Below are 21370 nucleotides of genomic sequence, written 5' to 3'. Positions count from 1 at the left end.
GATGCGCGGGCCGATAGCATGCGCGATGACACCGCAGCCATAGGGCGGAATGTCGCACTGCAGCCACCCCGCGCCCGTGGCGGCGTGCTAGTCGGCGTCCCCGCCGTCGCCGCCGCCGTCGCGTTGCGAATAGGTGATGCGGATGCGCACCCAGCTGCCGATCATCAACCGGCTGTTCACCCGCGGTGCCTTCACCCGGAACTGAAACGCCGCCTGGCGCACCGCACCGGCATAGCCCGAACCGCGCGGAAACTCGCCCAGCTCCTGGCAGTCGGTCACCTGGTAGCGTTCGATCGTGCGGCAGGCGACTTCGCCCCAGCCTTCGCGGCCCAGCGCGCGCTGGGGGAGATAGGGCTGGAGCTGGGTATTGGTCGGGCGGCGATACCAGTCGGCGGCGTAGAGCGTCTCGCCGTGCGGGCCGGTGCCGGCGCGCGGTGTGTCATCCGCGCCGCTGCCGCCGCCGGCCTCGGCGGTCTGGGTGTTGCCCTGGTCGCCCGATTGCGATGCCGGCGCCTTGGCGATGTCCGAGGCGGCATAGTCCCGCCGGCTCATCACGATGAAGCTGGGCGGTCCGCTGGATACCGGCGGGGTGACCGGCGGCGGGGGCAGCGCGGCGGTGGGCGGCGTCGGCTGCTCCGCCTCCGCCTTCTCGCCCGCGCGCTTGCGGGCCTTTTCGGGCGCCTTCGCGGCATCCTTCTCGGCCGGCGCCTTGTCGCCCTCCGACGCTTCGATGCCGAACACCACCGTCTTGGGCTTCTGCTTCGGCTCGACATGCGGCGCCATCCACAAGAGCAGCAGCGCGATCAGCAGCTCGATCGCCAGCGCCAGGAGAATGGCGACGCCGCGCCCGCGCAGCGAGACGCGCAGCCGGCGCACGGGCGAAGCGGAGGTGGTGGAGAGCATGGCGCGCGGGACACTCAGGACAAGGCGACGCCGGGGAATCGAGCGCCGCCGCAGCGGTCGTTATACGCCGTGGCCGACGCGGCGGGAGTGGGGCGAAACCATGACGGCATTCCGCTTTCCCGCCGCGCTTGTAACGGCCTCTGCAACAATCAGTCGCGCAGCAACTCGTTGATGCCGGTCTTGCTGCGGGTCTGCGCGTCGACGGTCTTCACGATCACCGCGCAGTAGAGGCCGGGCTTGCCGTTCTCCGCCGGCAGCGTACCGGGCACCACCACCGCATAGGGCGGCACTTCGCCGCGATAGACCTGGCCGGTGGCGCGATCGACGATCTTGGTCGACGCGCCCAGATAGACGCCCATCGACAGCACCGCGCCTTCGCCGACGCGCACGCCCTCGGCCACTTCCGACCGCGCGCCGATGAACGCGCCGTCGCCGATGATCACCGGGTCCGCCTGCAGCGGCTCCAGCACGCCGCCGATGCCGACGCCGCCCGAGAGGTGAACATTCTTGCCGATCTGCGCGCAGCTGCCGACCGTGGTCCAGGTATCGACCATGGTGCCCTCACCGACATAGGCGCCGATGTTGACGAAGCTCGGCATCAGCACCGCGCCCTTGGCGATGTGCGCGCCGTGGCGAACGATGCTGCCCGGCACCGCGCGGAAGCCTGCGTCGCGGAACGCGGCCTCGCCCCAGCCGGTGAACTTCGAGGGCACCTTGTCGAACCAGGCGGTGCCTTCGGGGCCGGGAACGACGACATTGTCGTTGAGGCGGAAGCTTAGCAGCACCGCCTTCTTGAGCCACTGGTTGACCTGCCAGCCGCCGTCCACCGGCTCGGCGACGCGGGCTGCGCCGCGGTCGAGCAGGTTCAGCGCTTCGGCGACGGCTTCGCGCACCGCGCCTTCGGTCGCGAAGCTCAGATTGGCGCGGTCTTCCCAGGCGGCGTCGATCGTCGCGGCGAGATCGGTCATGTCAGCTCTCCAAGATGCTGTGGAGCCAGGCTCCGAGATCGGTGATGGTATAGTCGATGAAGCTGCGGTCGGCGTCGGGCGCCTGTTCGGAGCCGTTGTCGATCCAGACGGTGGTCATGCCGATCGCCTTGGCCGGCCCCAGGTTGCGCGCCATGTCCTCGACGAACAGCGATTCGCGCGGGTCCAGGCCATAGGCGTCGCACAGGCCCTGATATGCCAAGGGCTCCGGCTTGGGGCGATAGCTGGTCGCATGGATGTCGTGGATTGCCTCGAACGTCTCGCCCAGGCCGAGCCGGTCGAGCACCTTCTGCGCATAGGGCGCGTCGCCGTTGGTGAAGATCAGCTTGCGGCCGGGAAGCCGGGCCAGCGCCTCGACCAGCGCTTCGTTCGCCTCCAGCACGCTCATGTCGACGTCGTGCACATAGTCGAGATAGTCATGCGGGTCGGTGCCATGCTCTTCGATCAGGCCGTACAGCGTCGCGCCGTGCGCGTGGAAATAGGCCTTCTGCACCTTGTGCGCCTCTTCGGCCGAGCAATGCAGCAGGCGCTGGACATATTCGCCGATTCGCGCATCGATCATCGCGAACAGATTGGCGCTCGCCGGATAGAGCGTATTGTCCAGATCGAAGATCCAGTTGCGGACGTGCGAGAGCGAGGCGAGCATCGCCGGGGCGTGTAGGGGGTGCCCTCCGTCGCCGCAAGCGCGGAGCGAACCGGCTGTCCTGCGGACACCCGCGTCCGCTGGTAAACCCAAAGGAAACCACTTGCCGCTTAGGTGAAACACTTCTGGGACAAGGGTGTGGGTATGCGAGTGGCGTTGCGCGTAGGATGGATGCACACGGCTGCGCTGGGCGGCCTCGTGGCGCTCGGCGCCTGCAGCGGCGGTGGCGGCGGTGGCGTTGCGACGCCGCCTGCGCCCGCCCCGCTGCCGGCGCCTGTCCCCACGCCGACGTCGACCCCGACCCCCACTCCGACACCAACGCCAACTCCTACACCGACCCCGACCCCGACACCGACCCCGACACCGACCCCGGCGCCGGTGCCGGTGCCGGTGCCCGCACCGACGCCGACGCCCACACCGGTGTCGACCGTCAATTACGACACCGCCGAGTATCGCAGCACGGCCGGCGCGGTGTCGATGCGGGCCCTGGTCGCCTACAACAGCGGAGCCACCGGCAGCGGCATCCGGGTCGGCGTGATCGATTCGGGCATCGACCTGCAGAGCGCCGAGTTCGGCGACTGCTCGGGGGGGCTCGGGGTCGGCACCTGCCGGATCCTGTCGAGCTCGAGCGATCCCGGCGGCAACGGCACGGTGGACGATGTCGGCGGGCATGGCACGGCGGTGGCGTTCACCATTGCCGGCCGGCGCAACGACGTGGGCACGCACGGCGTGGCCTTCAACGCGCAGCTCGTCGTCGAGCGCGCCGACCAGCCGGGCAGTTGCAACGGCACCGATACCAGCACCTGCAAATTTTCCGACAGCGCCATCGCGCAGGGCCTGGACCGGGCGCGGCAGGCCGGCGCACGCGTCGTCAACATCTCCCTCGGCGGCGACTCTGCCTCCACGACCCTGGCCGCGGCGATCGATCGTGCCACGGCGGCGGGGGTGATCGTGGTGATCTCCGCCGGCAATGACGGGGCCGCCAATCCGGACGCCTTTACCAGTGCCGCCAACAACGCCGCGATCGCCCGCGGGTTGGTGATCATCGCCGGATCGGTGAATGCAAGCGATGTGATTTCCAGCTTCTCCAACCGTGCCGGCAGCTCGGCCGCCGTCTATCTGACCGCGGTCGGCGAGGGCGTGCGCGCGCCGGATGCGAACAACACGGCCTATATCTGGTCCGGCACTTCCTTCTCGGCGCCGCAGATCACCGGCGCGATCGCGCTTCTGGCGCAGGCCTTTCCGAACCTTACCGGCAGGCAGATCGTCGACCTGCTCTATGCCACCGCGCGGGACGTCGGCGATCCGGGCGTCGACCCGATCTACGGCCGCGGCGTGCTCGATCTCACCCGCGCGTTCCAGCCCGTGGGCACCATGTCCGTTGCCGGCACCAATGCGGTGATCTCGCCGACGATCAACGGCACGCTGAGCGGGCCCATGGGCGACGCCAGCCAGGGCGCGCTCGGCATGGCGGCGCTCGACTCGTTCGGCCGTGCCTATGCGACGACGATCACCAACAGCTTCCAGCGCCAGGGCCTGTCGCGCAACCTGCCGGCGCTGATGGCGACGCGCGACCGCAGTTTCTCGGTGGGCGGCGACCAGATGCGGGTGGCGGTGTCGCTCGTCCCCGCGGTCGATTCGGTGCGGATCGAGCCGCTGGGCATCACCAGCCGCGATGCCGGCGTCGCCCGCATGCTGGCGACGACGGTGAGCGGCAGGCTTGGATCGACCGCATATTTCGCGTTCGGCGCCTCGCAGAGCGGCAATGTGCTGACCGCGCAGCTGGCGGGCCGCGACGACCCCGCCTTCCTGATCGCGCGCGATCCGTTGAGCAACGCCGGCTTCGATACCGATGTCGGCGGATCGGCGGCGGTGCGCCAGGCGATCGGCCGCTGGGGCGTGACCATCGCGAGCGAAGTCGGCGACGTGCTCAGCCAGGGCGCGGGCGACGCGGCGGTGCTGCAGGCGCGGTGGCTGCGCTTTGGCTATGGCCGCAGCACCGTCGCGATCGATCGGCGCTTCGGCGGGCTCAATGCGAGCGTCGGGATCACCCGCCTTTCGGAGGACAACACGGTGCTCGGCGCCCGGTTCAGCGCCGGCCTCGGCGCCGCGCGGGCAACCAGCCTGTTCGCCGACCTCGGACTGCGCTGGGATCTCGGCATCGGCTGGAGCCTGGGCGGGTCGCTCCGCCAGGGCTGGACCAATGTTCGGCTGCGGGAGGGCATTCGCGGCGCGGGCCTGATCCGCACCAACGCCTGGGCGGCCGATATCGGCAAGGACGGGCTGTTCGGCAGCGATTCCATCGGCCTGCGGATCGCCCAGCCGCTGCGGGTGGCGCGCGGCGGAATCGGGCTCACCCTGCCGCAGGGCTGGGATTACGACACGCTCAGCGTGACCAGCTGGAGCAGCGAGCGGATCAACCTGGCGCCGGTGGGCCGCGAGATCGATTACGAGCTTCGCTACCATTGGCGCTTCGCCGACGGCGATGTGAGCAGCAACCTGTTCCTGCGCCGCCAGCCCGGCAACATCGCCGCGATGCCGAGCGACCTCGGCGGCGCGGTACGGTGGAGCTGGGGCTTCTGACGGCTTCCCCTGGCGGCGGCGCGCCTGTATCGCGGGCGTCCTGCCAGGGGAGACGCCATGATCGAGATCGCCAGCGCGCGGCTGACCGCCGCGATCAACCCGCACGGAGCCGAGCTTGCGTCGCTGCGCGATCCTGCGGGACGTGCGTTGATGACCGATGGCGATCCCGCCTTCTGGTCCGGCCGGGCGCCGCTCTTGTTCCCCATCGTCGGGCGGCTCGCGGGCGATCGCTATCGGCTCGACGGGCGCGACTACAGCCTGCCGCAGCACGGCTTTGCGCGCCGGCGCGATTTCGCGCTGGTCGAGCAGGCGGCGGACCGCGTGACCTTCCGACTGGCGGACGATGCGGAAACCCGCGCGGCGTACCCCTTCGCCTTCACGCTCGACGCAACCTATCGGCTGGAAGAAGCGACGCTGTGGATCGAGATCGCGGTGACCAACCGCGACACGCGCGACATGCCCGCCAGCTTCGGCTTCCACCCCGCCTTTGCCTGGCCGCTGCCCTATGGGCGCCCGCGCGCCGCGCACCGCATCCTGTTCGACGAGCCAGAATTTTCTTCGCTGCGGTACATCGGCGAGGGCGGCATCGCCCCGGATCGCCGAGCGAGTCCGGTGGAGGGGCGGACCCTGCCGCTGTCCGACGACCTGTTTACCGCCGATGCGCTGATCTGGGATCAACTCGCCAGCCGCGGCCTGCTGTACGGTGCGGAAGAAGGCCCGCAGCTCCGAATCCGCTTCCCGGACACCGGCGTGCTCGGCATCTGGACCAAGCCCGGCGCGCGCTTCGTCTGCGTCGAGCCCTGGTGGGGAATCGCCGATCCGGCGGGCTTCACGGGCGAGATCTGGGACAAGCCCGGGATCCAGCGGCTGGCGCCAGGCGAGACGCGGCGCTTCGGCATGGACGTGACGCTGGTCGACTGAGGGACAGGTGGGGGCGCCACTCGCTGCTGGCTAAAAACCCCGCCACCGACTAAGGCGTCGCGATTCTCCCTCCCGTTCGAAGCACCCGCATGCCCCCCTCCGATCGTCGTACGTTCGCCATCATCTCGCACCCGGACGCGGGCAAGACCACGCTTACCGAAAAGCTGCTGCTGTTCGGCGGTGCGATCCACCTTGCCGGCGAAGTGAAGGCGCGCGGCCAGGCGCGGCGCGCGCGATCGGACTGGATGAAGATCGAGCAGCAGCGGGGCATCTCGGTCACCAGCTCGGTGATGACCTTCGAGCGCGACGGCATCACCTTCAACCTGCTCGACACGCCGGGCCACGAGGACTTCTCGGAAGACACCTACCGCACGCTGACCGCGGTGGACTCGGCGGTGATGGTGATCGACGTCGCCAAGGGTATCGAAAGCCAGACGCGCAAGCTGTTCGAAGTGTGCCGCCTGCGGAACGTGCCGATCATCACCTTCGTCAACAAGGTCGACCGCGAGGGCCGCGAGGTGTTCGCGACGCTGGACGAAGTGGCCGAGCTGCTCCAGCTCGACGTGGTGCCGATGACCTGGCCGGTGGGCATGGGCGGCACCTTCGAGGGCATTTTCGATCTCGCCAACAATCGCCTGCTGCTGCCCGAGGGCGACAGCCGCGAGTTCCACGGCAAGGTGATCCAGACCAGCGGCGTGAACGATCCGCAGCTCGATGCGATCGTCTCGCCAGCCAATCTCGCCAAGCTGCGCGAGGATGTCGAGCTGGCGCAGGCCGGCTACGAGACCTTCGACGGCGAGGCCTATCGCAACGGCGACATGACGCCGGTCTATTTCGGCTCCGCGCTGAAGGAGTTCGGCGTCGATTCGCTGATCGCCGCGATCGCCAAGTTCGCGCCGCCGCCGCACGCGCTGCCCGCCGAACCCGCGCCGGTCGAGCCGACCCGCGACGAGGTGACCGGCTTCGTGTTCAAGGTCCAGGCCAATATGGACCCCAACCACCGCGACCGCATCGCGTTCATGCGGCTGGTCTCGGGCACGTTCAAGCGCGGCATGAAGCTGACGCCGACCGGGCATGGCAAGCCGATCGCGATCCACTCGCCGATCCTGTTCTTCGCCCGCGAGCGCGAACTGGCCGACGAGGCGTTTCCGGGCGACATCATCGGCATCCCCAACCACGGCACGCTGCGGGTGGGCGACACGCTGTCCGAGCGCGCGGGCGTCCGCTTCACCGGGCTGCCCAACTTCGCGCCGGAAATCCTGCGCCGCGTGGCGCTCAAGGACCCGACCAAGACCAAGCAGCTGCGCAAGGCGCTCGACGACCTCTCCGAAGAGGGCGTGATCCAGGTCTTCTATCCGGAAATCGGATCGAACTGGATCATCGGCGTGGTCGGCCAGCTGCAGCTCGACGTGCTGCTCAGCCGTCTGGATGCGGAATACAAGGTCGGCGCGGTGCTCGAGCCTTCGCCCTACGACACCGCGCGCTGGGTCGCGTCGGACGATGCCGCCGCGCTGAAGGAGTTTCTGGACCTGAACCGCGGCGCGCTCGCCAAGGATCGCGACGGCAATCCGGTCTTCCTGGCCAAATCGGCCTGGGAAGTCGGCTATATCGCCGAGCGCTACAACAAGGTCAGCTTCGCGGCGACGCGCGAGCGGTAACCGCCCCTCCGTCATTCCGGCGAAAGCCGGAATCCATTGGGGTCTAGGTCAGGGCTCCTGCGACGGCGGAGTGGCGACTGGATCCCGGCTTCCGCCGGGATGACAATTGCTTACGCGGCGACGCGCTGCGGCTCGCGCCCGCGTTCGCCCAGACCGCTGGCGATCCAGTCGCGGATCCGCTCGGCACGGCCGCGATCGGCTTCGAACTTGGCGAGCAGTTCCTCGGCGCCCTCGGTGGGGCTGCCGGCGGCGCGCATCATGGCGAGGACTTCCTGCTGGGCGGCAATGTGGCGCTCGGCGAGCACCACATTCTTCTCGGCTTTGACGAGGTCGGTCGGGGTATAGCTCATGTGGTTATTATAGAAGTAACCATGCGGGAGCGGGAATCGCCCGCTTATTCCACCCAGTCCGCCGCCAGCCGCCGGCTCGCCAGCGCCATCAGCACGCCCGCCACCAGGTACAGGCTAAGCCCCGCCGCGATCGCGTAGCGCAGCCCGTCGGCCGGGCCATAGGTGGGGGCAAGCTGCTTCGAGAGCAGGCCGATCACCCAGCTGCCCAGCCCCAGCCCGATCAGGTTGTTGATCAGCAGGAACGAGGCCGAGGCGGTGGCGCGCATCTGCGGCGGCACGAGGTGCTGGACGGCGGTCAGCACCGGTCCCAGCCACACATAGACCAGCGCCTGCGGCACCAGGAACAGCAGGAACGCGGCCTGCCAGCTCTGCGCCAGCACGCCCGCCACGAACAGCGGCAGGCCGAGGACATAGCTGATCGCGGGCGCGAGTGCGTACCATTTCCGGTTGCGTCGCCCCAGCCGGTCGCCCAGCCAGCCGCCGAGCAGGATTCCGGCAACGCCGCCGGTGAGCAGCAGCCCGCCGAAGAACTGGCCGACCTGCGCGAGGTTGAGCTGGAAGCTGCGCAGGATCAGGCTCGGCAGCCAGAACGCGACGCCGTACCCGCACATCGATCCCGCCGCCGCGCCGAAGGCGAGCAGCCAGAAGCTCGGCTTGGCGGCAAGGATGCCGAACACCCGGCCGAGCGGGATCGCGTCCTTGGCCGGCGCCGCGCGTGGGGGATCGCGGACGATCCACTTGAACGGCAGTGCGATCAGCAGGCCGAGCAGCCCGACGACGAGGAAGGCGGTGCGCCATTCCACCGTCTGCGCGATATAGCCGCCGAGCAGCGCCCCACCCGCCGAACCGAGCGGAATGCCCAGCGAGTAGATCGACAGCGCCCGCGACCGGCGCTCGGCCGGCCAGGCATCGGCAATCAGCGCGTAGCTGGGCGCGACGCCGCCCGCCTCGCCGACGCCGACGCCAAGCCGGTACAGGAACATGGTGGTGAAGCTGTGCGCCGTGCCGCACAGCGCGGTGAACGCGCTCCACACGCCGAGCGACACCGCGATCACCCAGCTGCGGCTGGTGCGATCGGCCAGCATCGCCAGCGGGATGGCGAGCGTCGAATAGAGCAGCGCAAAGGCGAAGCCGCCGAGCATGCCGAGCTGCCCGTCGTCCAGCCCCAGGTCCGCCTTTACCGGCTGGGCGAGGATGGAGAGGATCTGCCGGTCGAGGAAGTTGAAGATATAGACCAGCAGCAGCATCGCGAGGACGAGGCCGCGCGGGGCGGCGGCACGGGTGGGGTGCGGGGGCATGGTGGGTCCTTTGTGCGCTGGCTGCGGCGGTGGTGGTAGCCCTATCGCGAGTCCCCCTCACCCTTCCGCGCCTTCGGCGCTCCCTCCCTCTCCCACAAGGGGAGAGGGAGCGGGGTCGAAACTCCCTCTCCCCTTGTGGGAGAGGGAAGGGGCCCATCGCGCCAGCGATGGGAAGGGTGAGGGGGACTTGGCTCCTCAGAACTTCACCGTCCCGGTCACGAACACCTGGCGCGGATTGCCGTAATAGCCGGTCAGCACGCCTTCGGTGCCCAGCGTCGGGATATAGGCGCCGGCGGGCGTGCGCAGGAAATCGCCGGTATCCTGATTCTGCGCGAGGAAGTTGTAGCCGGATACGATGTAGCGCTTGTCGAACAGGTTACGGCCATGGACGCCGAGCGAGAGCTTCTTGGTGATGTCCCAGTTCACGTTCGCGTCGAACAGCGTGAAGCCCGGCTGGTCGAGCATCGGCGTGCGCAGCTCGAACTGCTGCGAGGCGCTGCGATACGACGCGGTGAAGCTCGCCGCCACCTGACCTTCGCTGCCCACCGGCACCGAATAGCCGATGGTGCCGCTGGCGGTCACATCCGGCGTGTTCTGGATGCGGCGACGGCTGGCGACGTCGATGCCGCGCGAATCGATGAAGCGCTGGTAGCGCGCATCGAGATAGCCGACCGACCAGTTGAGGTTGAGCGTGCCGCCCGGCGCACCGAGATCGCGCGCGGCGACCAGATTGCCTTCGAACTCCACACCGCGCATCCGCGCCTTGCCGGCATTGGTGGTGATGCCGATGAAGCTCTGCTGCCCGTTGATCGTCGTGCCGATCGAACCCGGCACCTGCACATCGGTGTAGTCGGCATGGAAGGCCGCGAGCGCAAAGCTCAGCCGGCGATCGAACAGCGACGCCTTGTAGCCGATTTCGTAGCTGGTCACGGTCTCGGGGTCGAACGACATGAAGTCATAGATTTGCGCCGGGGTGCAGGGGACGCCCGTAGGCGTGCGGCAGGCGGTCGTCTGGCCGCGCGGATCGAAACCTCCACCCTTGAAGCCCTTCGACCAGCTTGCGTAGAGCGTATGGTCGTTGCTCGGCTTGAAGCTGACCGAGGCGCGCGGCGTGAACTTCTTGAAATCGGCGCTGCCGCGGAAATCGGACGTGGTGGCGAACAGCGTCCCGGTGCCGCCGAAGGTGGGCGAACCGCCGCCCAGATAGGTCTGCCGCAGCACGCGCGACTGGCGCTGGTCCCAGGTATAGCGGCCGCCCGCCGAGACGCTGAACATTGGCGTCACGTCGTAGGTGAAATCGCCGAACACCGCGACGGTGTCGGTCTTCACGTCGCCGAAGGTCAGCGCGGTCACGCCCCCGGGCAGCCGCACGTCGAACACCGTCTTCGCCTTGGCATCGAGATAATAGACCCCGAGCAGGCCGGAAAGGCCGCCGGTATCCACCAGCAGCTGCGCCTCCTGGCTGAACTGCTTGTTGTTGTAGAAGGCCGGCACGTCGACCTGCACGGCCGGCAGCGCGTCGAAGTCGATCGGGGTGGCGCTGTCGTCCTTGCGATAGGCGGTGATCGAGCGGAAGGTCAGCCAGTCGGCGGCGTGCAGCTCGGCGAGGCCGGTGATGCCCCAGGCCTTCACGTCCTGCCGCGGGGTGACCAGCCCGCCTTGCGAATCGAACTTGTCGATCAGTACCGGCGTGCCGCTGACGATGCCCGCAATCAGCCGGTGGCCGCCGCGGGTGTTGCTCTTGTCATGCGTATAATCGCCGGAGACCCGGAAGAAGGCGCTGCTGCTCGGCTCGTATTCCACCGTGCCGCGCGCGGCCCAGAGGTTCTTGTTGTAATTGTCCTGCCCGGTGGTGAGGTTGGTGCCGAAGCCGCCGCGGCTCAGCCGCGCGCCGGCGGCGCTCACCTTGAGGCCGGTGTCGCCGATGGGGGCGCTGCCGCTGACGACCAGATCGGCCTGGTTGTACGTGCCATAGGTGCCGCGCACCTGCAGCGCGGGATCGGTGGCGATGCGCTTGGTGACGTATTTCACCGCGCCGCCGATCGTGTTGCGGCCATAGAGCGTGCCCTGCGGACCGCGCAGCACCTCAATCCGCTCTACGTCGTAGATGTCGAGCACGGCTGCCTGCGGGCGATTGAGGTACACATCGTCGAGATAGAGGCCCACGCCCGCTTCGAACCCGGCGACCGGATCCTGCTGGCCGACGCCGCGGATGAAGGCGGACAGCGTGTTGTTGGTGCCGCGCGACACCTCCAGCGAGACGTTCGGCGCGGACTGGGCGATGTCGGTGATGTCGAGCGCGCCTGCCGCGTTCAGCTGCGCGCCGCTGATCGCGGTGACTGCGATCGGTACGTCGATCAGGCTTTCGGCGCGGCGGCGGGCGGTGACGATGATCTCGCCGTCCTGCGCCTGCGCGGCTTCGGCGGTCTGGCCCGCGGCCTCGCTGTCCTGCGCGAAGGCGGGTGTGGCGGCCAGCAGCGCCACGCTCGCGAGCAGGGCGATACGAACGGAATCGTGCCGTGACATGGTAATCCTCCCCTGGTGCAACCCATCTTTGAACGCGGGTTGTAAGCCGTTGCAGGACGCTATACTGAAACCTGAACCGGGTTTCAACTTGGGAATGAAAGGGCAGGCGAATGAAGGCGGAGGAGCGTGGCGGATCGGCCACTTCCCGCGCGGCGGGCGAGGGGGTGTCCGGCGATGCCAAGGTGCCGCGCACCGAGCGCGGACGGCGAACGCTGCGCGCGATTCTGGATGCCGCCGCCGCCGAGTTCGGCGAGAAGGGGTTCCACGAAGGCTCGATCAGCGGGATCACGCGGCGGGCGGGCGTCGCGCTGGGCAGCTTCTACACTTATTTCGATTCGAAGGACGCGGTGTTCCGCGCGCTGGTCCGCGACATGAGCGAGCAGGTGCGCGAGCATGTCGGCCCTGCGCTGCGCGGCGCCCGCGACCAGATCGATGCCGAGCGAGCGGCGCTGCTCGCCTTCATCCGCTTCGCGCGCACCCACAAGGAAATCTACCGCATCGTCGACGAGGCCGAGTTCGTCGATCCCGCCAGCTTCCGGCACCATTATGCGAGCACCGCCGAGCGCATCGCCGCACGGTTGCGCGCTGCCGCGGATCGCGGCGAGGTGCGCGACGATGTGGGGGAGATCCATGCCTGGGCGATCATGGGGATGAACGTGTTTCTGGGACTGCGCTACAGCGTGTGGGACGAAGGTACGCCGCCCGAGGCGATTGCCGACGTGGTGGCACAGCTGCTGGCGCGAGGAATCGGCACGGGCCGGTGAGCGCTTGCGATGCCCGCGTAATCGATCGCGTAATGCCCCACCGCCGCGCGGCGTTGGGGCGATGACGGCGGCGGGTTGGGCATCGATCACTTTCCCGGCGCTCTATTGGCTGGTGCCGAGCCTGTTTGGAATTCTGGCGATGATCAGCGCGTCGGCACCCTTTTTCATCGCCGCGCGCAATGATTGGCTGACGCTCTAATCGCCGCGCACGGCAGCCCTGCCTCCAACCTTTGAACCGCATAGATTGTGGGGCTAGTGGCGCGCTACGATGGAGTAGGAGCGGACCGGGCCTGCCCGGCCCCGCACTATTTCTTCGCGAGCAGATCCTTCAGGCCGGCCAGCGCATTGACCGGGGCTGCTTCGTCCTCGCCCTTCACCCCCGCCGCGCGCAGCGCCTCGGCGGCCCGCGGGCTGCGCGGATAGGGATCCAGCTCGAGCGCCATCGTCTCGGCGGCGGCCTCGCCCAGATCGATGGTGCCGCCGCTATAGAAGACGGTGTCGCACTCGTCCTCGGTCAGTTCCACCTCGTCCTCGCCCGCGGCGGCCGGTTCGGGCACGAAGCGAATCGCGAAATCCTGTTCCACCTTGGCCGGCAGCGGATCGCCGGTGACGACGCAGGCCTGCGTCAGCCGGGCGGAAAGATGGCCGCGCGCCACCACGCCCTGCGCGTCGCGGCGGAGGTGGTAGACGGCGTCGAGCTTCTCGATCGCCTTCAGGCCGAAGCGGCGGCTGAGTGCGGCGCGCTCACCCTCGTCGGCGGTGATCTGGACGTCGCTTTCGCCGGCGCCGATCTGGTCGAGCCGGTGCGGGCGGGAAAATTCGGGGTCGGTCATTCGGGAACTTCTCCTGCGATCACACGCGCGATCGGCATCGCCGCCAGCGCATCGCGAAAGGCGCGCAAGCGCGCCTCGACATGGGTGAGGGCGGCGGGCGAGGGCGCCTCGCCGCGGTAAAGGTTGCGGACCAGCGCGGGAGCGAGGTCGCCCTCGGCCAGGCCGCTGCGATAGGCGCCCAGCCGGCCGCCCAGCATGCCCATCATCCGGCCGACATGCTTGCCGACGATGATGTCGCCGATGCCGATCTCGCGCAGCTGGCCGTCCATGTCCTCGATGAAGCATTCCGCCACCGCGGTGCTGACCGGGATGCCGGCCGGTTCTGCCTCCAGCCGGAGCAGCACCATGCAGAGGACCGCGGCGATCATGTCGAACCGGCCGTCCACCGTATCCGGCACCGCCCCCTCGGTGTACCAGTGCGGCGCCCGGCCGCGCGCCACCACGCCCGCATAGAGCTGCGGCGCGGTGCCGCGATCGGGCCGGCCGAAGAGCCGCTGGAGCATTCGCATCGCCGTTGTTCGTGCCTTCCGCTGTCGCGACCTTGTTTGGCCGCATTTTGCCGCATATTGAGGCCTTCGGCCCGCGATGCAATCCGGGGGTCGCATGTGTTTGCCTGGAGAACCTGATGTCGCTTCCCGTTCGCACGCTCGGCACCGCCGCGTTGTTGGTCGTGCTCGGCACCACCGCCTGTACGCCGGTGCGGACGCATCAGGGCTATGTCGTCGATCACGATCTGGTCGCCTCGGTGCAGCCGGGCGTCGATACGCGCGATTCGGTGCTGCAGACGCTGGGCCATCCCAGCTTCACCAGCCAGTTCAACGAAGGCGAGTGGTTCTACGTCTCGCGTGACAGCAGCAACTTCGCGTTCCGCAATCCGGCGGTGAAGACGCAGACCACGCTGCGCATCCGGTTCGATCCCGCGGGCAATGTCACCGCGATCGACCAGACCGGTGTCGAGCTCGCCGCGTCGATCGATCCCTATGGCAAGACGACGCCGACGCTGGGGCGCCGCCGCAGCTTCTTCTCGGATCTGTTCGGCAATATCGGCACCGTCGGTGCGCCGGGTGCGGGCGCCGGTGGTGGCGGCAACACCGGCCCGTAATTTCCTTTCATTCGGCTGACCGGGTCGTTCGCGGGTGGTTCAGCGCAGCTTCTTCATGGATCCTCCCAAGCCGGCCTTCGGACCGGCGGGTTCGATCAGGATGGAGAAGCATATGAAGAAGCTCGTACCCTTCGCCCTGCTGACGGCCATCGCGGCGCCTGCGCTGCTGGTGCCGGCAAGCGCGATGGCGCAGTCCCGTGCCGAACTGCGCGAAGATCGCCGCGACATTCGCGATGCCGAACACGATCTGCGCCGCGCCCAGTGGTCCGGCGACCCACGTCGCGTCCGCGAGGAACGCCGCGACGTGCGCGAGGCGCACCGCGAATATCGCGAGGACCTGCGCGACCGCGACCGGCGCTGGGCGGACAATGACTGGCGTAGCTGGCGCGACCGGAACCGCGGCCTCTATGCCCGCGGCGACTGGCGGGCACCGTTCCGCTACTATCGCTTCCAGCCGGGTGCGCGCATCGGCACCGTCTATTACGATCCGCGCTACGTGATCGGCGACCCCTGGCGCTACCACCTGCCGCGGCCCGGCGCCTATCAGAGCTGGGTGCGCCATTATAACGACGTGCTGCTCATCGACACCCGTCGCGGCACCGTGATCCGGGTCCTGCCCGGCTTCTACTGGTAAACAAAAAAGCGGCCGCACCGACGATGTCGGTGCGGCCGTTTCCAGGTTGCGGGTTATCCAAAGGATCTGTTGCGTGCGGAGAACGCCAGAACCTGGCCGCGGTTCCACGGAAATCATATCCGGATCGGCGCAATCATTTGGCAGAAAAATGCCGTCGCCATCGAGGGTTGCGTCGCGATTTGCCAAGTTCCTGAATTGTTCGGGTTGCCTTGGCTGCGTTCCATCGCAAACATGAGGATATCCGAATCGGATGCATCGCCCGGGGGGGAGTGCTGATGACTCTGAACATTGTCGATGCCGTTACGCGCGAACTCACCTTGTTCGCTGCGGTTTTCATTGCGCTGGGCGGAGTGGACGATTTTCTCGTCGACCTGCTCTTCCTTTATTATTGTGCCGGTGCGCGGCATCGGCGGCGCCACGGGTCTGTCGGGCGCGGCCATTCGGTCGCGCATCGTTTCGCGATTTTCGTGCCTGCCTGGGACGAATCCGCGGTGATCGGCCAGATGCTGCGTGCGATGCTCGCCCGCTGGGCGGCAGGTCCCTATCGCATCTATGTCGGGACCTATCCCAACGACCTCGCGACGATCGCCGCAGTGGCCATGGTCGCCGAAGCGGATGCGCGGGTGCGGCTCGTCATAGGCCCCCGTCCGGGCCCCACGACCAAGGCCGATTGCCTGAACGCGCTCTGGGCGGCGCTGGAACGGGACGAAGCCGTGGAAGGGAATCCCTTCACTGCGATCGTCCTGCACGATGCGGAGGACGTGGTGCATCCGCAGGAGCTCGCGGTCTATTCCCGCTGGATCGATTCGCATGCCGCAGTGCAGCTGCCGGTGGCGCCCCTGTGCCAGCCGGGATCGCGGCTGGTGTCCGGCCACTATCTCGACGAATTCGCGCAGTCGCACGGCGCGACGCTGCTCGTGCGGCAGATGCTGGGGGCGAGCCTGCCGCTTGCGGGGGTCGGTTGCGCCATCCGTTGCGACGTCCTGCGGCAGATCGCCCAGGCGCGCGGCGTGCCGTTCGATGCGACCAGCCTCACCGAGGATTATGAGCTCGGCCTCAGCTTGCGTGCGATGGGTGCGCGCAGCGCCTTTGTGCGCGTGCCGGAAGCGCCGGGGGGCGCACCGGTAGCCGTGCGCGCCTATTTCCCGGCCACGGTGCACGCAGCGGTGCGGCAGAAGGCGCGCTGGATGGCGGGAATCGCGCTTGCCGGGTGGGACCGGACGGGCTGGGGGCGCCGCTGGGATCTGGGGGACCACTGGATGCGGATGCGTGACCGGCGGGTGGCGCTGTCGATGCCGGTGCTCGCCATCGCCTATGCCGCACTGCTGTGCTGGGGCCTGTCGCTGCTCTGCCATTGTATCTTCGGGGTGCCGTCCCCGGCGCAGGACGTGCTGCTGCAGAAACTTGTCGCTCTCAACCTGCTGCTGCTGGCCTGGCGGCTGACGATGCGCACGGCGCTCGTTACCCGGTTGCACGGCTGGCGGGAGGGGCGGTGGGCCGGGCCGCGCATGGTGGTGGCCAACTATATCGCCCTGCTCGCGGCCCGGCGCGCGTTGTGGATCTATATCGGCCTGCTCGCCGGCGGTCCACTCCGCTGGGACAAGACCGCACATCAGTTTCCCGCATCCCCGTTCGACCTGGGCCTGGCAGCGGCATGAGCCGCGCCGGCCGAGGCCGCCCGCTGCGGTTCGTCGGCACGGTGGCACTGGGCTGGATCGGGCTGCGGCTGGCGATGCTGTGGCCTTTGGGGTCCGGGACGCCGACGACCGGGGTCCACCTGCCGCTGACGACCCCGGTGGCCCCCGGCATCTTCGTTCCGCAGCCCGCCATCCGCGCGACGGTCCGGATGGCGCTTGCCGACGCACCGGCGCTTCTCGCCGGCCACCGCCCGGGCGGACCGCTCGGGCCAAGCGCGTCACGCACCCCGCTGCCCTGGTCTCGTGCGGAGCCCGTGTCCTCGGCCGACCAGACGGAGGGGGCCGGCGCTGCATCGATGCGGGCCGTGGATGCCGTGCTGCCGCCGCAGCCGGCGGCGCCGGCGCTTCCTGGCGCCCGACGACGATGGAGCGGCAGCGCCTGGCTCGCGCTTCGACCGGGCCAGGGCATCGGCGCGGCACCGGCGGTGGGGCAGCTCGGCGGGAGCCAATATGGTCTCCGGCTGCTGCGAGCACTGGACTCCAGAGGAAGGGTAGCGGCGTTCGGTCGTATCGCCGGGCCGATGCGGGGGGCGGGCGCGGAGGCTGCGCTGGGGCTGGAGTGGCAGCCGCTCGCTGCGCCCCTGCGGCTGTCGGTCGAGCAGCGATTTGGGCTGGATGGCGGACGGGGTGGTCCGGGCGTCGGTGTCGTCATGGGGCTGGACCGCGGAGCCGCGGGCTTCCGCCTCGAAGCCTATGGCCAGGCCGGCATGATTCTGCGGAACCGGCTGGAGCCCTATGCCGACGGCGCGCTGCGGCTGACCCGCGCCGTCATGCCGGCTCGGGCTGCCGCGCCGGCGATCGGCATCGGTGTCTGGGGCGCCGCCCAGCGCGGTCCGCAGCGGCTCGATATCGGGCCCACCATCCTTGCCCCGCTGCCGATCGGGGCGTTCCACGCGCGCGTCGCGCTCGACTGGCGGCAGCGTATCGCCGTCAGCGCGCGGCCCGGCTCGGGCATCGCGCTGACGCTGGGCAGCGATTTCTGATCCGGCCGCCATGCGAATCGGCACCTTCGCCCTTTCCCGATCCGGCACAAAGCGGCTAGGTCTTGGTCCGCATGGATCTGTACCTTCCCATCGCCAACCTGTCGGTCAACGCGCTCGTGATCGTGGCGCTGGGGCTGGGCGTGGGCCTGCTTTCGGGCATGTTCGGCGTGGGCGGCGGGTTTCTCACCACCCCGCTGCTGATCTTCTACGGCATCCCGCCGACGGTGGCGGCGGCATCGGCGGCGAGCCAGGTGACCGGCGCCAGCGTTTCCGGGGTGTTCGCGCATTTCCGCCGCAAGGGCGTGGACGTGCAGATGGGGGCGGTGCTCGTCACCGGCGGCATCCTCGGCAGCCTGCTCGGTGCCTGGCTGTTCAAGCTGCTCCAGGCCAGCGGCCAGATCGACGTGGTGATCGGCGTGCTCTATGTCGTGCTGCTCGGGTCGATCGGCGGGCTGATGGGCAAGGAATCGGTCGGCGCGATCCGGGTGTCGCGCGGGGCGCGGCCGCCCAAGGCCCGCAAGCGGCGGCACCATCCGCTCGTCGCCGCGCTGCCCTTCCGCTGGCGCTTCTACGCTTCTGGCCTCTACATCTCGCCGCTCGCGCCGCTGCTGCTCGGGGTGTTCGTGGGTGTGCTGACGATGCTGCTGGGCGTCGGCGGCGGCTTCATCCTGGTGCCGGCGATGCTCTACATCCTCGGCATGGGCACGCAGACGGTGGTCGGCACCTCGCTGTTCCAGACGCTGTTCACCACCGCGGTGGCGACGATGGTCCATGCGACGACCACCAAGGCGGTCGACATCGTGCTGGCGATCCTGCTGCTGCTGGGGTCGGTGGTCGGTGCGCAGCTGGGGGCGCGCTTCGCCGCCAGGGCCAAGCCCGAATATCTGCGGCTGCTGCTCGCGGTGATCGTGTTGCTGGTTGCGGCGCGGATGCTGGCGGGGCTCGCCTGGCGGCCCGACGCGCTCTATTCGGTCGCCGCGGCGTGAGACGCGCCTGGGCGCTCGTGCTGCTCGCGCCCCTGCTGATGGGGCAGGCCAAGCCCGAGCTGGTGCCCGACGTTTCCCAGCGCGATATCGAGATCGCTTACAGCTTCACCGGCGCCGAGCTGCTGCTGTTCGGCGCGATCCTCTATCCCGGCGGCCGCGCGCCGGGCGAGGGCGAGCGGCCGGCGGATATCGTCGTGGTGATCAAGGGGCCGACCGAATCGGTGGTGGTCCGCGAAAAGTCGAAGGTCGCGGGCATCTGGGTCAACGCCGCGCAGATGCGCTACCGCTCGGCGCCGAGCTTCTACGCGATGGCCTCGTCGCGACCGATCCGCCGACTGGTCGACGAGCGGACCCGCGCGATCTACGAACTCGGGCTCGACAGCCTCCAGCTTTCGCCAGCTTCGGGCGCCACGCCGCAGATCCAGCAGCGCTTCGACAGCGGCTTCGTCGACCTCAAGCGGCGCAGCGGGCTGTTCTACGAGGCGCCGGGCGCGGTGGAGATCACCGGCGGCGTGCTCTACCGTGCGCGGCTCACCATCCCGGCGCGCGTGCCGGTGGGGCGCTTCACTGCAGAGACCTTCCTGATCCGCGACGGCCGCGTGCTGGCGGCGGCGGTGCGGCCGATCGAGATCCGCAAATCGGGCTTCGAGCGGTTCGTCGCGACCAGCGCGGACCGCCACGCCATCGTCTATGGCCTGGTGGCGGTGGGCGTCTCGTTCCTGTTCGGCTGGGGGGCGGGCGCGCTCTGGCGGCGCTTCTGACGCGCTTGGACACGCAACCTTAACCCCCGCGCGCGCATGCTGCCTCCGCCTTTTTGGGGGATGCACGATGGAAGGCCAGTTTCGCGTCGGTGGGTTCGAGAGTGAAGCGACGGGCGGCGGCTTGCCGGTCGGACGCGTGCCGGGCGCGGCACGCGCGATCGGCGCGGTGTTCGAGATCGCCGGCGCCTCGAGCCAGGTGCTGCTCGATCTCGCCGAACTCGATGCGATGGCCGGCAGCGACGATGCCGCGCTCGCCAATGCGGGCCAGGTCGGCGCGCAGGTCAAGATCCGCGTCGGCAGCGCGTGGCTGATCGCCAGCATCCGCACCGCGCGGCTCGATCCCTCGGGCGCCCGCGTCGCGGCGGCGATCGACTTTCTCGGCGAGGGGGACGAGGAGCGGTTGACCGGCAAGCTCTACCGCTTCCGTCGCGGCGTAACCCGCTACCCGACGCCGGGGGCCGAGGTGTTCCCGGTCACCACCGCCGATCTCCGCCAGATCTACGCCGCGGACGATCGCCCGCATATCGAGATCGGCACCGTCTATCCGACGAAGGACATCCGTGCGGCTCTGTATGTCGATGCAATGCTCGGCAAGCATTTCGCGCTGCTCGGCTCGACCGGCACCGGCAAGTCGACCTCCGCCGCGCTGATCCTCCACCGCATCTGCGAACTGGCGCCGCAGGGCCATGTGGTGATGATCGATCCGCACGGCGAATATGGCAGCGCCTTCCAGCACAACGGCGCGCTGTTCGACGTGTCGAACCTGCAGCTGCCCTATTGGCTGATGAACTTCGAGGAACATTGCGAGGTATTCCTCACCAGCGCGGGCAGCGATCGGCAGGTCGATGCGGACATCCTCGCCAAATGCCTGCTGGCCGCGCGCTCGAAGAATCGGATCGGGCAGGAGATCGGCAAGCTCACCGTCGACGCCCCGGTGCCGTACCTGCTCTCGGACCTCACCAACACGCTCACGCTCGAAATGGGCAAGATGGACAAGGCGACGGACACGGCGCCGTACCTCCGTCTCAAGAGCAAGATCGACGAGGTGAAGGGCGATCCGCGCTACGCCTTCATGTTCTCCGGCATGCTGGTGGCGGATACGATGGCAGCGTTCCTGTCGCGCATCTTCCGCCTGCCGGGCGACGGCAAGCCGATCTCGATCATCGACGTGTCGGGAGTGCCGAACGAGATCACTGCGGTGGTGGTGGCGGTGCTCAGCCGGATGGTGTTCGATTATGCGATCTGGTCGCGCGGGGAAGCCAAGCGGCCGGTGCTGCTCGTCTGCGAGGAAGCGCATCGGTACGTGCCGAACGAGCGCAACGCCGATGGCTCGTCGGTGGGGCGGATCCTCAGCCGCATCGCCAAGGAAGGGCGCAAATACGGCGTGTCGCTGGGGCTGATCACCCAGCGCCCGTCCGACCTGGCCGAGGGCGTGCTCTCGCAATGCGGCACCATCCTGTCGATGCGGCTCAACAACGAGCGCGACCAGGCGTTCGTCCGCGCGGCGATGCCGGAAGGTGCGCGGGGCTTCCTCGATGCGATCCCGGCGCTGCGGAACCGCGAGTGCATTGCGGTGGGCGAGGGCGTGGCGACGCCGGTGCGGCTGCTGTTCGACGATCTGGAGCCGGGCAAGCGGCCCGCGTCGGACGATCCGCTCTTTTCCGAGCTGTGGCGCGAGGTGGGCGGCGAGGAGGCGATGCTGGAGCGCACGATCCGCCGCTGGCGGTCGCAGGGGCGGTAAG

The 21370-nt window shown here is 68.9% G+C and carries 21 protein-coding genes; 12 read left to right on the top strand and 9 right to left on the bottom strand.

All coding sequences use genetic code 11. The features are described 5' to 3' along the window. Positions 1-87 precede the first annotated feature (87 nt). The 3 genes from SPI01S_RS12575 to SPI01S_RS12565 all read right to left on the bottom strand — a co-directional run bounded on the left by SPI01S_RS12575 (position 88) and on the right by SPI01S_RS12565 (position 2535). Entirely contained in the window at positions 88-903 is an 816-nt protein-coding gene (locus SPI01S_RS12575) for a hypothetical protein (protein ID WP_066722777.1), read from the bottom strand. A 149-nt stretch (positions 904-1052) separates the two neighbouring features. Continuing rightward, positions 1053-1871, bottom strand: a complete 819-nt coding sequence (dapD, locus tag SPI01S_RS12570; RefSeq protein ID WP_066722774.1) for a 2,3,4,5-tetrahydropyridine-2,6-dicarboxylate N-succinyltransferase — start codon at positions 1869-1871, stop codon at positions 1053-1055. 1 nt (position 1872) lies between these two features. After that, positions 1873-2535: a pyrimidine 5'-nucleotidase gene (locus tag SPI01S_RS12565; protein WP_066722771.1), complete on the bottom strand. Its 663-nt coding sequence runs from the start codon at positions 2533-2535 to the stop codon at positions 1873-1875. A gap of 168 nt (positions 2536-2703) precedes the next feature. On the opposite strand from SPI01S_RS12565, the gene SPI01S_RS12560 reads away from it, so the two are divergent. The 3 genes from SPI01S_RS12560 to SPI01S_RS12550 all read left to right on the top strand — a co-directional run bounded on the left by SPI01S_RS12560 (position 2704) and on the right by SPI01S_RS12550 (position 7694). Continuing rightward, complete coding sequence (locus SPI01S_RS12560) at positions 2704-5115, top strand: S8 family peptidase (RefSeq protein ID WP_245653582.1); 2412 nt, start codon at positions 2704-2706, stop codon at positions 5113-5115. A 57-nt stretch (positions 5116-5172) separates the two neighbouring features. Next, positions 5173-6036 (top strand): aldose 1-epimerase family protein, encoded by an 864-nt coding sequence (locus SPI01S_RS12555; protein ID WP_066722769.1) that lies wholly within the window; start codon positions 5173-5175, stop codon positions 6034-6036. Between the two features lie 89 nt (positions 6037-6125). Next, positions 6126-7694 carry a peptide chain release factor 3 gene (locus SPI01S_RS12550; protein ID WP_066722766.1) on the top strand — a complete coding sequence of 523 codons (1569 nt, stop codon included), beginning with the start codon at positions 6126-6128 and terminating at the stop codon, positions 7692-7694. 110 nt (positions 7695-7804) lie between these two features. Here the strand turns inward: SPI01S_RS12550 and SPI01S_RS12545 are convergent, their stop codons facing one another. From SPI01S_RS12545 to SPI01S_RS12535, 3 genes are all read right to left on the bottom strand, one after another. After that, complete coding sequence (locus tag SPI01S_RS12545) at positions 7805-8044, bottom strand: hypothetical protein (protein ID WP_010545023.1); 240 nt, start codon at positions 8042-8044, stop codon at positions 7805-7807. A gap of 44 nt (positions 8045-8088) precedes the next feature. Beyond that, the gene (locus SPI01S_RS12540) at positions 8089-9342 is read right to left on the bottom strand and encodes a spinster family MFS transporter (protein WP_066722764.1); all 1254 of its coding nucleotides are present in this window, start codon (positions 9340-9342) and stop codon (positions 8089-8091) included. A 195-nt stretch (positions 9343-9537) separates the two neighbouring features. Then, positions 9538-11868 (bottom strand): TonB-dependent receptor, encoded by a 2331-nt coding sequence (locus tag SPI01S_RS12535; protein ID WP_066722762.1) that lies wholly within the window; start codon positions 11866-11868, stop codon positions 9538-9540. Between the two features lie 110 nt (positions 11869-11978). Here SPI01S_RS12535 and SPI01S_RS12530 point away from each other — a divergent pair, with 110 nt between their 5' ends. Both SPI01S_RS12530 and SPI01S_RS22295 read left to right on the top strand, forming a co-directional pair. Then, complete coding sequence (locus SPI01S_RS12530; protein WP_245653581.1) at positions 11979-12632, top strand: TetR/AcrR family transcriptional regulator; 654 nt, start codon at positions 11979-11981, stop codon at positions 12630-12632. 61 nt (positions 12633-12693) lie between these two features. Then, a complete protein-coding gene (locus tag SPI01S_RS22295) occupies positions 12694-12831 on the top strand; it encodes a hypothetical protein (RefSeq protein WP_157084672.1) in 138 nt (45 codons plus the stop codon). A 106-nt stretch (positions 12832-12937) separates the two neighbouring features. On the opposite strand, the gene SPI01S_RS12525 is transcribed toward SPI01S_RS22295, so the two are convergent. Both SPI01S_RS12525 and SPI01S_RS12520 read right to left on the bottom strand, forming a co-directional pair. After that, a complete protein-coding gene (locus SPI01S_RS12525) occupies positions 12938-13465 on the bottom strand; it encodes a YceD family protein (protein ID WP_066722760.1) in 528 nt (175 codons plus the stop codon). Continuing rightward, on the bottom strand, positions 13462-13974 hold the full coding sequence (locus SPI01S_RS12520; protein ID WP_066722758.1) for a ubiquinol-cytochrome C chaperone family protein: 513 nt from the start codon (positions 13972-13974) through the stop codon (positions 13462-13464). The genes SPI01S_RS12525 and SPI01S_RS12520 overlap by 4 nt, the downstream gene beginning before the upstream one ends. 116 nt (positions 13975-14090) lie before the next feature. Between SPI01S_RS12520 and SPI01S_RS12515 the strand changes: the two genes are divergently transcribed. Continuing rightward, positions 14091-14567, top strand: coding sequence for an outer membrane protein assembly factor BamE (locus SPI01S_RS12515; protein ID WP_066722756.1), 477 nt, complete (start codon positions 14091-14093; stop codon positions 14565-14567). A gap of 112 nt (positions 14568-14679) precedes the next feature. Continuing rightward, positions 14680-15201 (top strand): RcnB family protein, encoded by a 522-nt coding sequence (locus tag SPI01S_RS12510; protein ID WP_066722953.1) that lies wholly within the window; start codon positions 14680-14682, stop codon positions 15199-15201. A 113-nt stretch (positions 15202-15314) separates the two neighbouring features. On the opposite strand, the gene SPI01S_RS23060 is transcribed toward SPI01S_RS12510, so the two are convergent. Further along, complete coding sequence (locus SPI01S_RS23060) at positions 15315-15641, bottom strand: hypothetical protein (protein WP_245653588.1); 327 nt, start codon at positions 15639-15641, stop codon at positions 15315-15317. On the opposite strand from SPI01S_RS23060, the gene SPI01S_RS12505 reads away from it, so the two are divergent. From SPI01S_RS12505 to SPI01S_RS12485, 5 genes are all read left to right on the top strand, one after another. Next, entirely contained in the window at positions 15537-16859 is a 1323-nt protein-coding gene (locus SPI01S_RS12505) for a glycosyl transferase family protein (RefSeq protein ID WP_245653587.1), read from the top strand. The two genes, SPI01S_RS23060 and SPI01S_RS12505, sit on opposite strands and share 105 nt — an antisense overlap. Continuing rightward, positions 16856-17881: a hypothetical protein gene (locus SPI01S_RS23055; protein WP_066722754.1), complete on the top strand. Its 1026-nt coding sequence runs from the start codon at positions 16856-16858 to the stop codon at positions 17879-17881. The genes SPI01S_RS12505 and SPI01S_RS23055 overlap by 4 nt, the downstream gene beginning before the upstream one ends. A 71-nt stretch (positions 17882-17952) precedes the next feature. Further along, complete coding sequence (locus tag SPI01S_RS12495; protein WP_066722744.1) at positions 17953-18867, top strand: sulfite exporter TauE/SafE family protein; 915 nt, start codon at positions 17953-17955, stop codon at positions 18865-18867. A 38-nt stretch (positions 18868-18905) separates the two neighbouring features. After that, complete coding sequence (locus tag SPI01S_RS12490; protein WP_066722947.1) at positions 18906-19628, top strand: TIGR02186 family protein; 723 nt, start codon at positions 18906-18908, stop codon at positions 19626-19628. Positions 19629-19695: 67 nt separating this feature from the next. Beyond that, positions 19696-21369, top strand: coding sequence for an ATP-binding protein (locus tag SPI01S_RS12485; RefSeq protein WP_245653580.1), 1674 nt, complete (start codon positions 19696-19698; stop codon positions 21367-21369). Position 21370: the final 1 nt, after the last annotated feature.

Source organism: Sphingomonas pituitosa NBRC 102491, from assembly GCF_001598435.1.
In the GTDB taxonomy this organism is placed as follows: Bacteria; Pseudomonadota; Alphaproteobacteria; order Sphingomonadales; family Sphingomonadaceae; genus Sphingomonas; species Sphingomonas pituitosa.
Note: the sequence above shows the minus strand (reverse complement) of the source record. Positions and strands in the feature narration are given on the sequence as shown.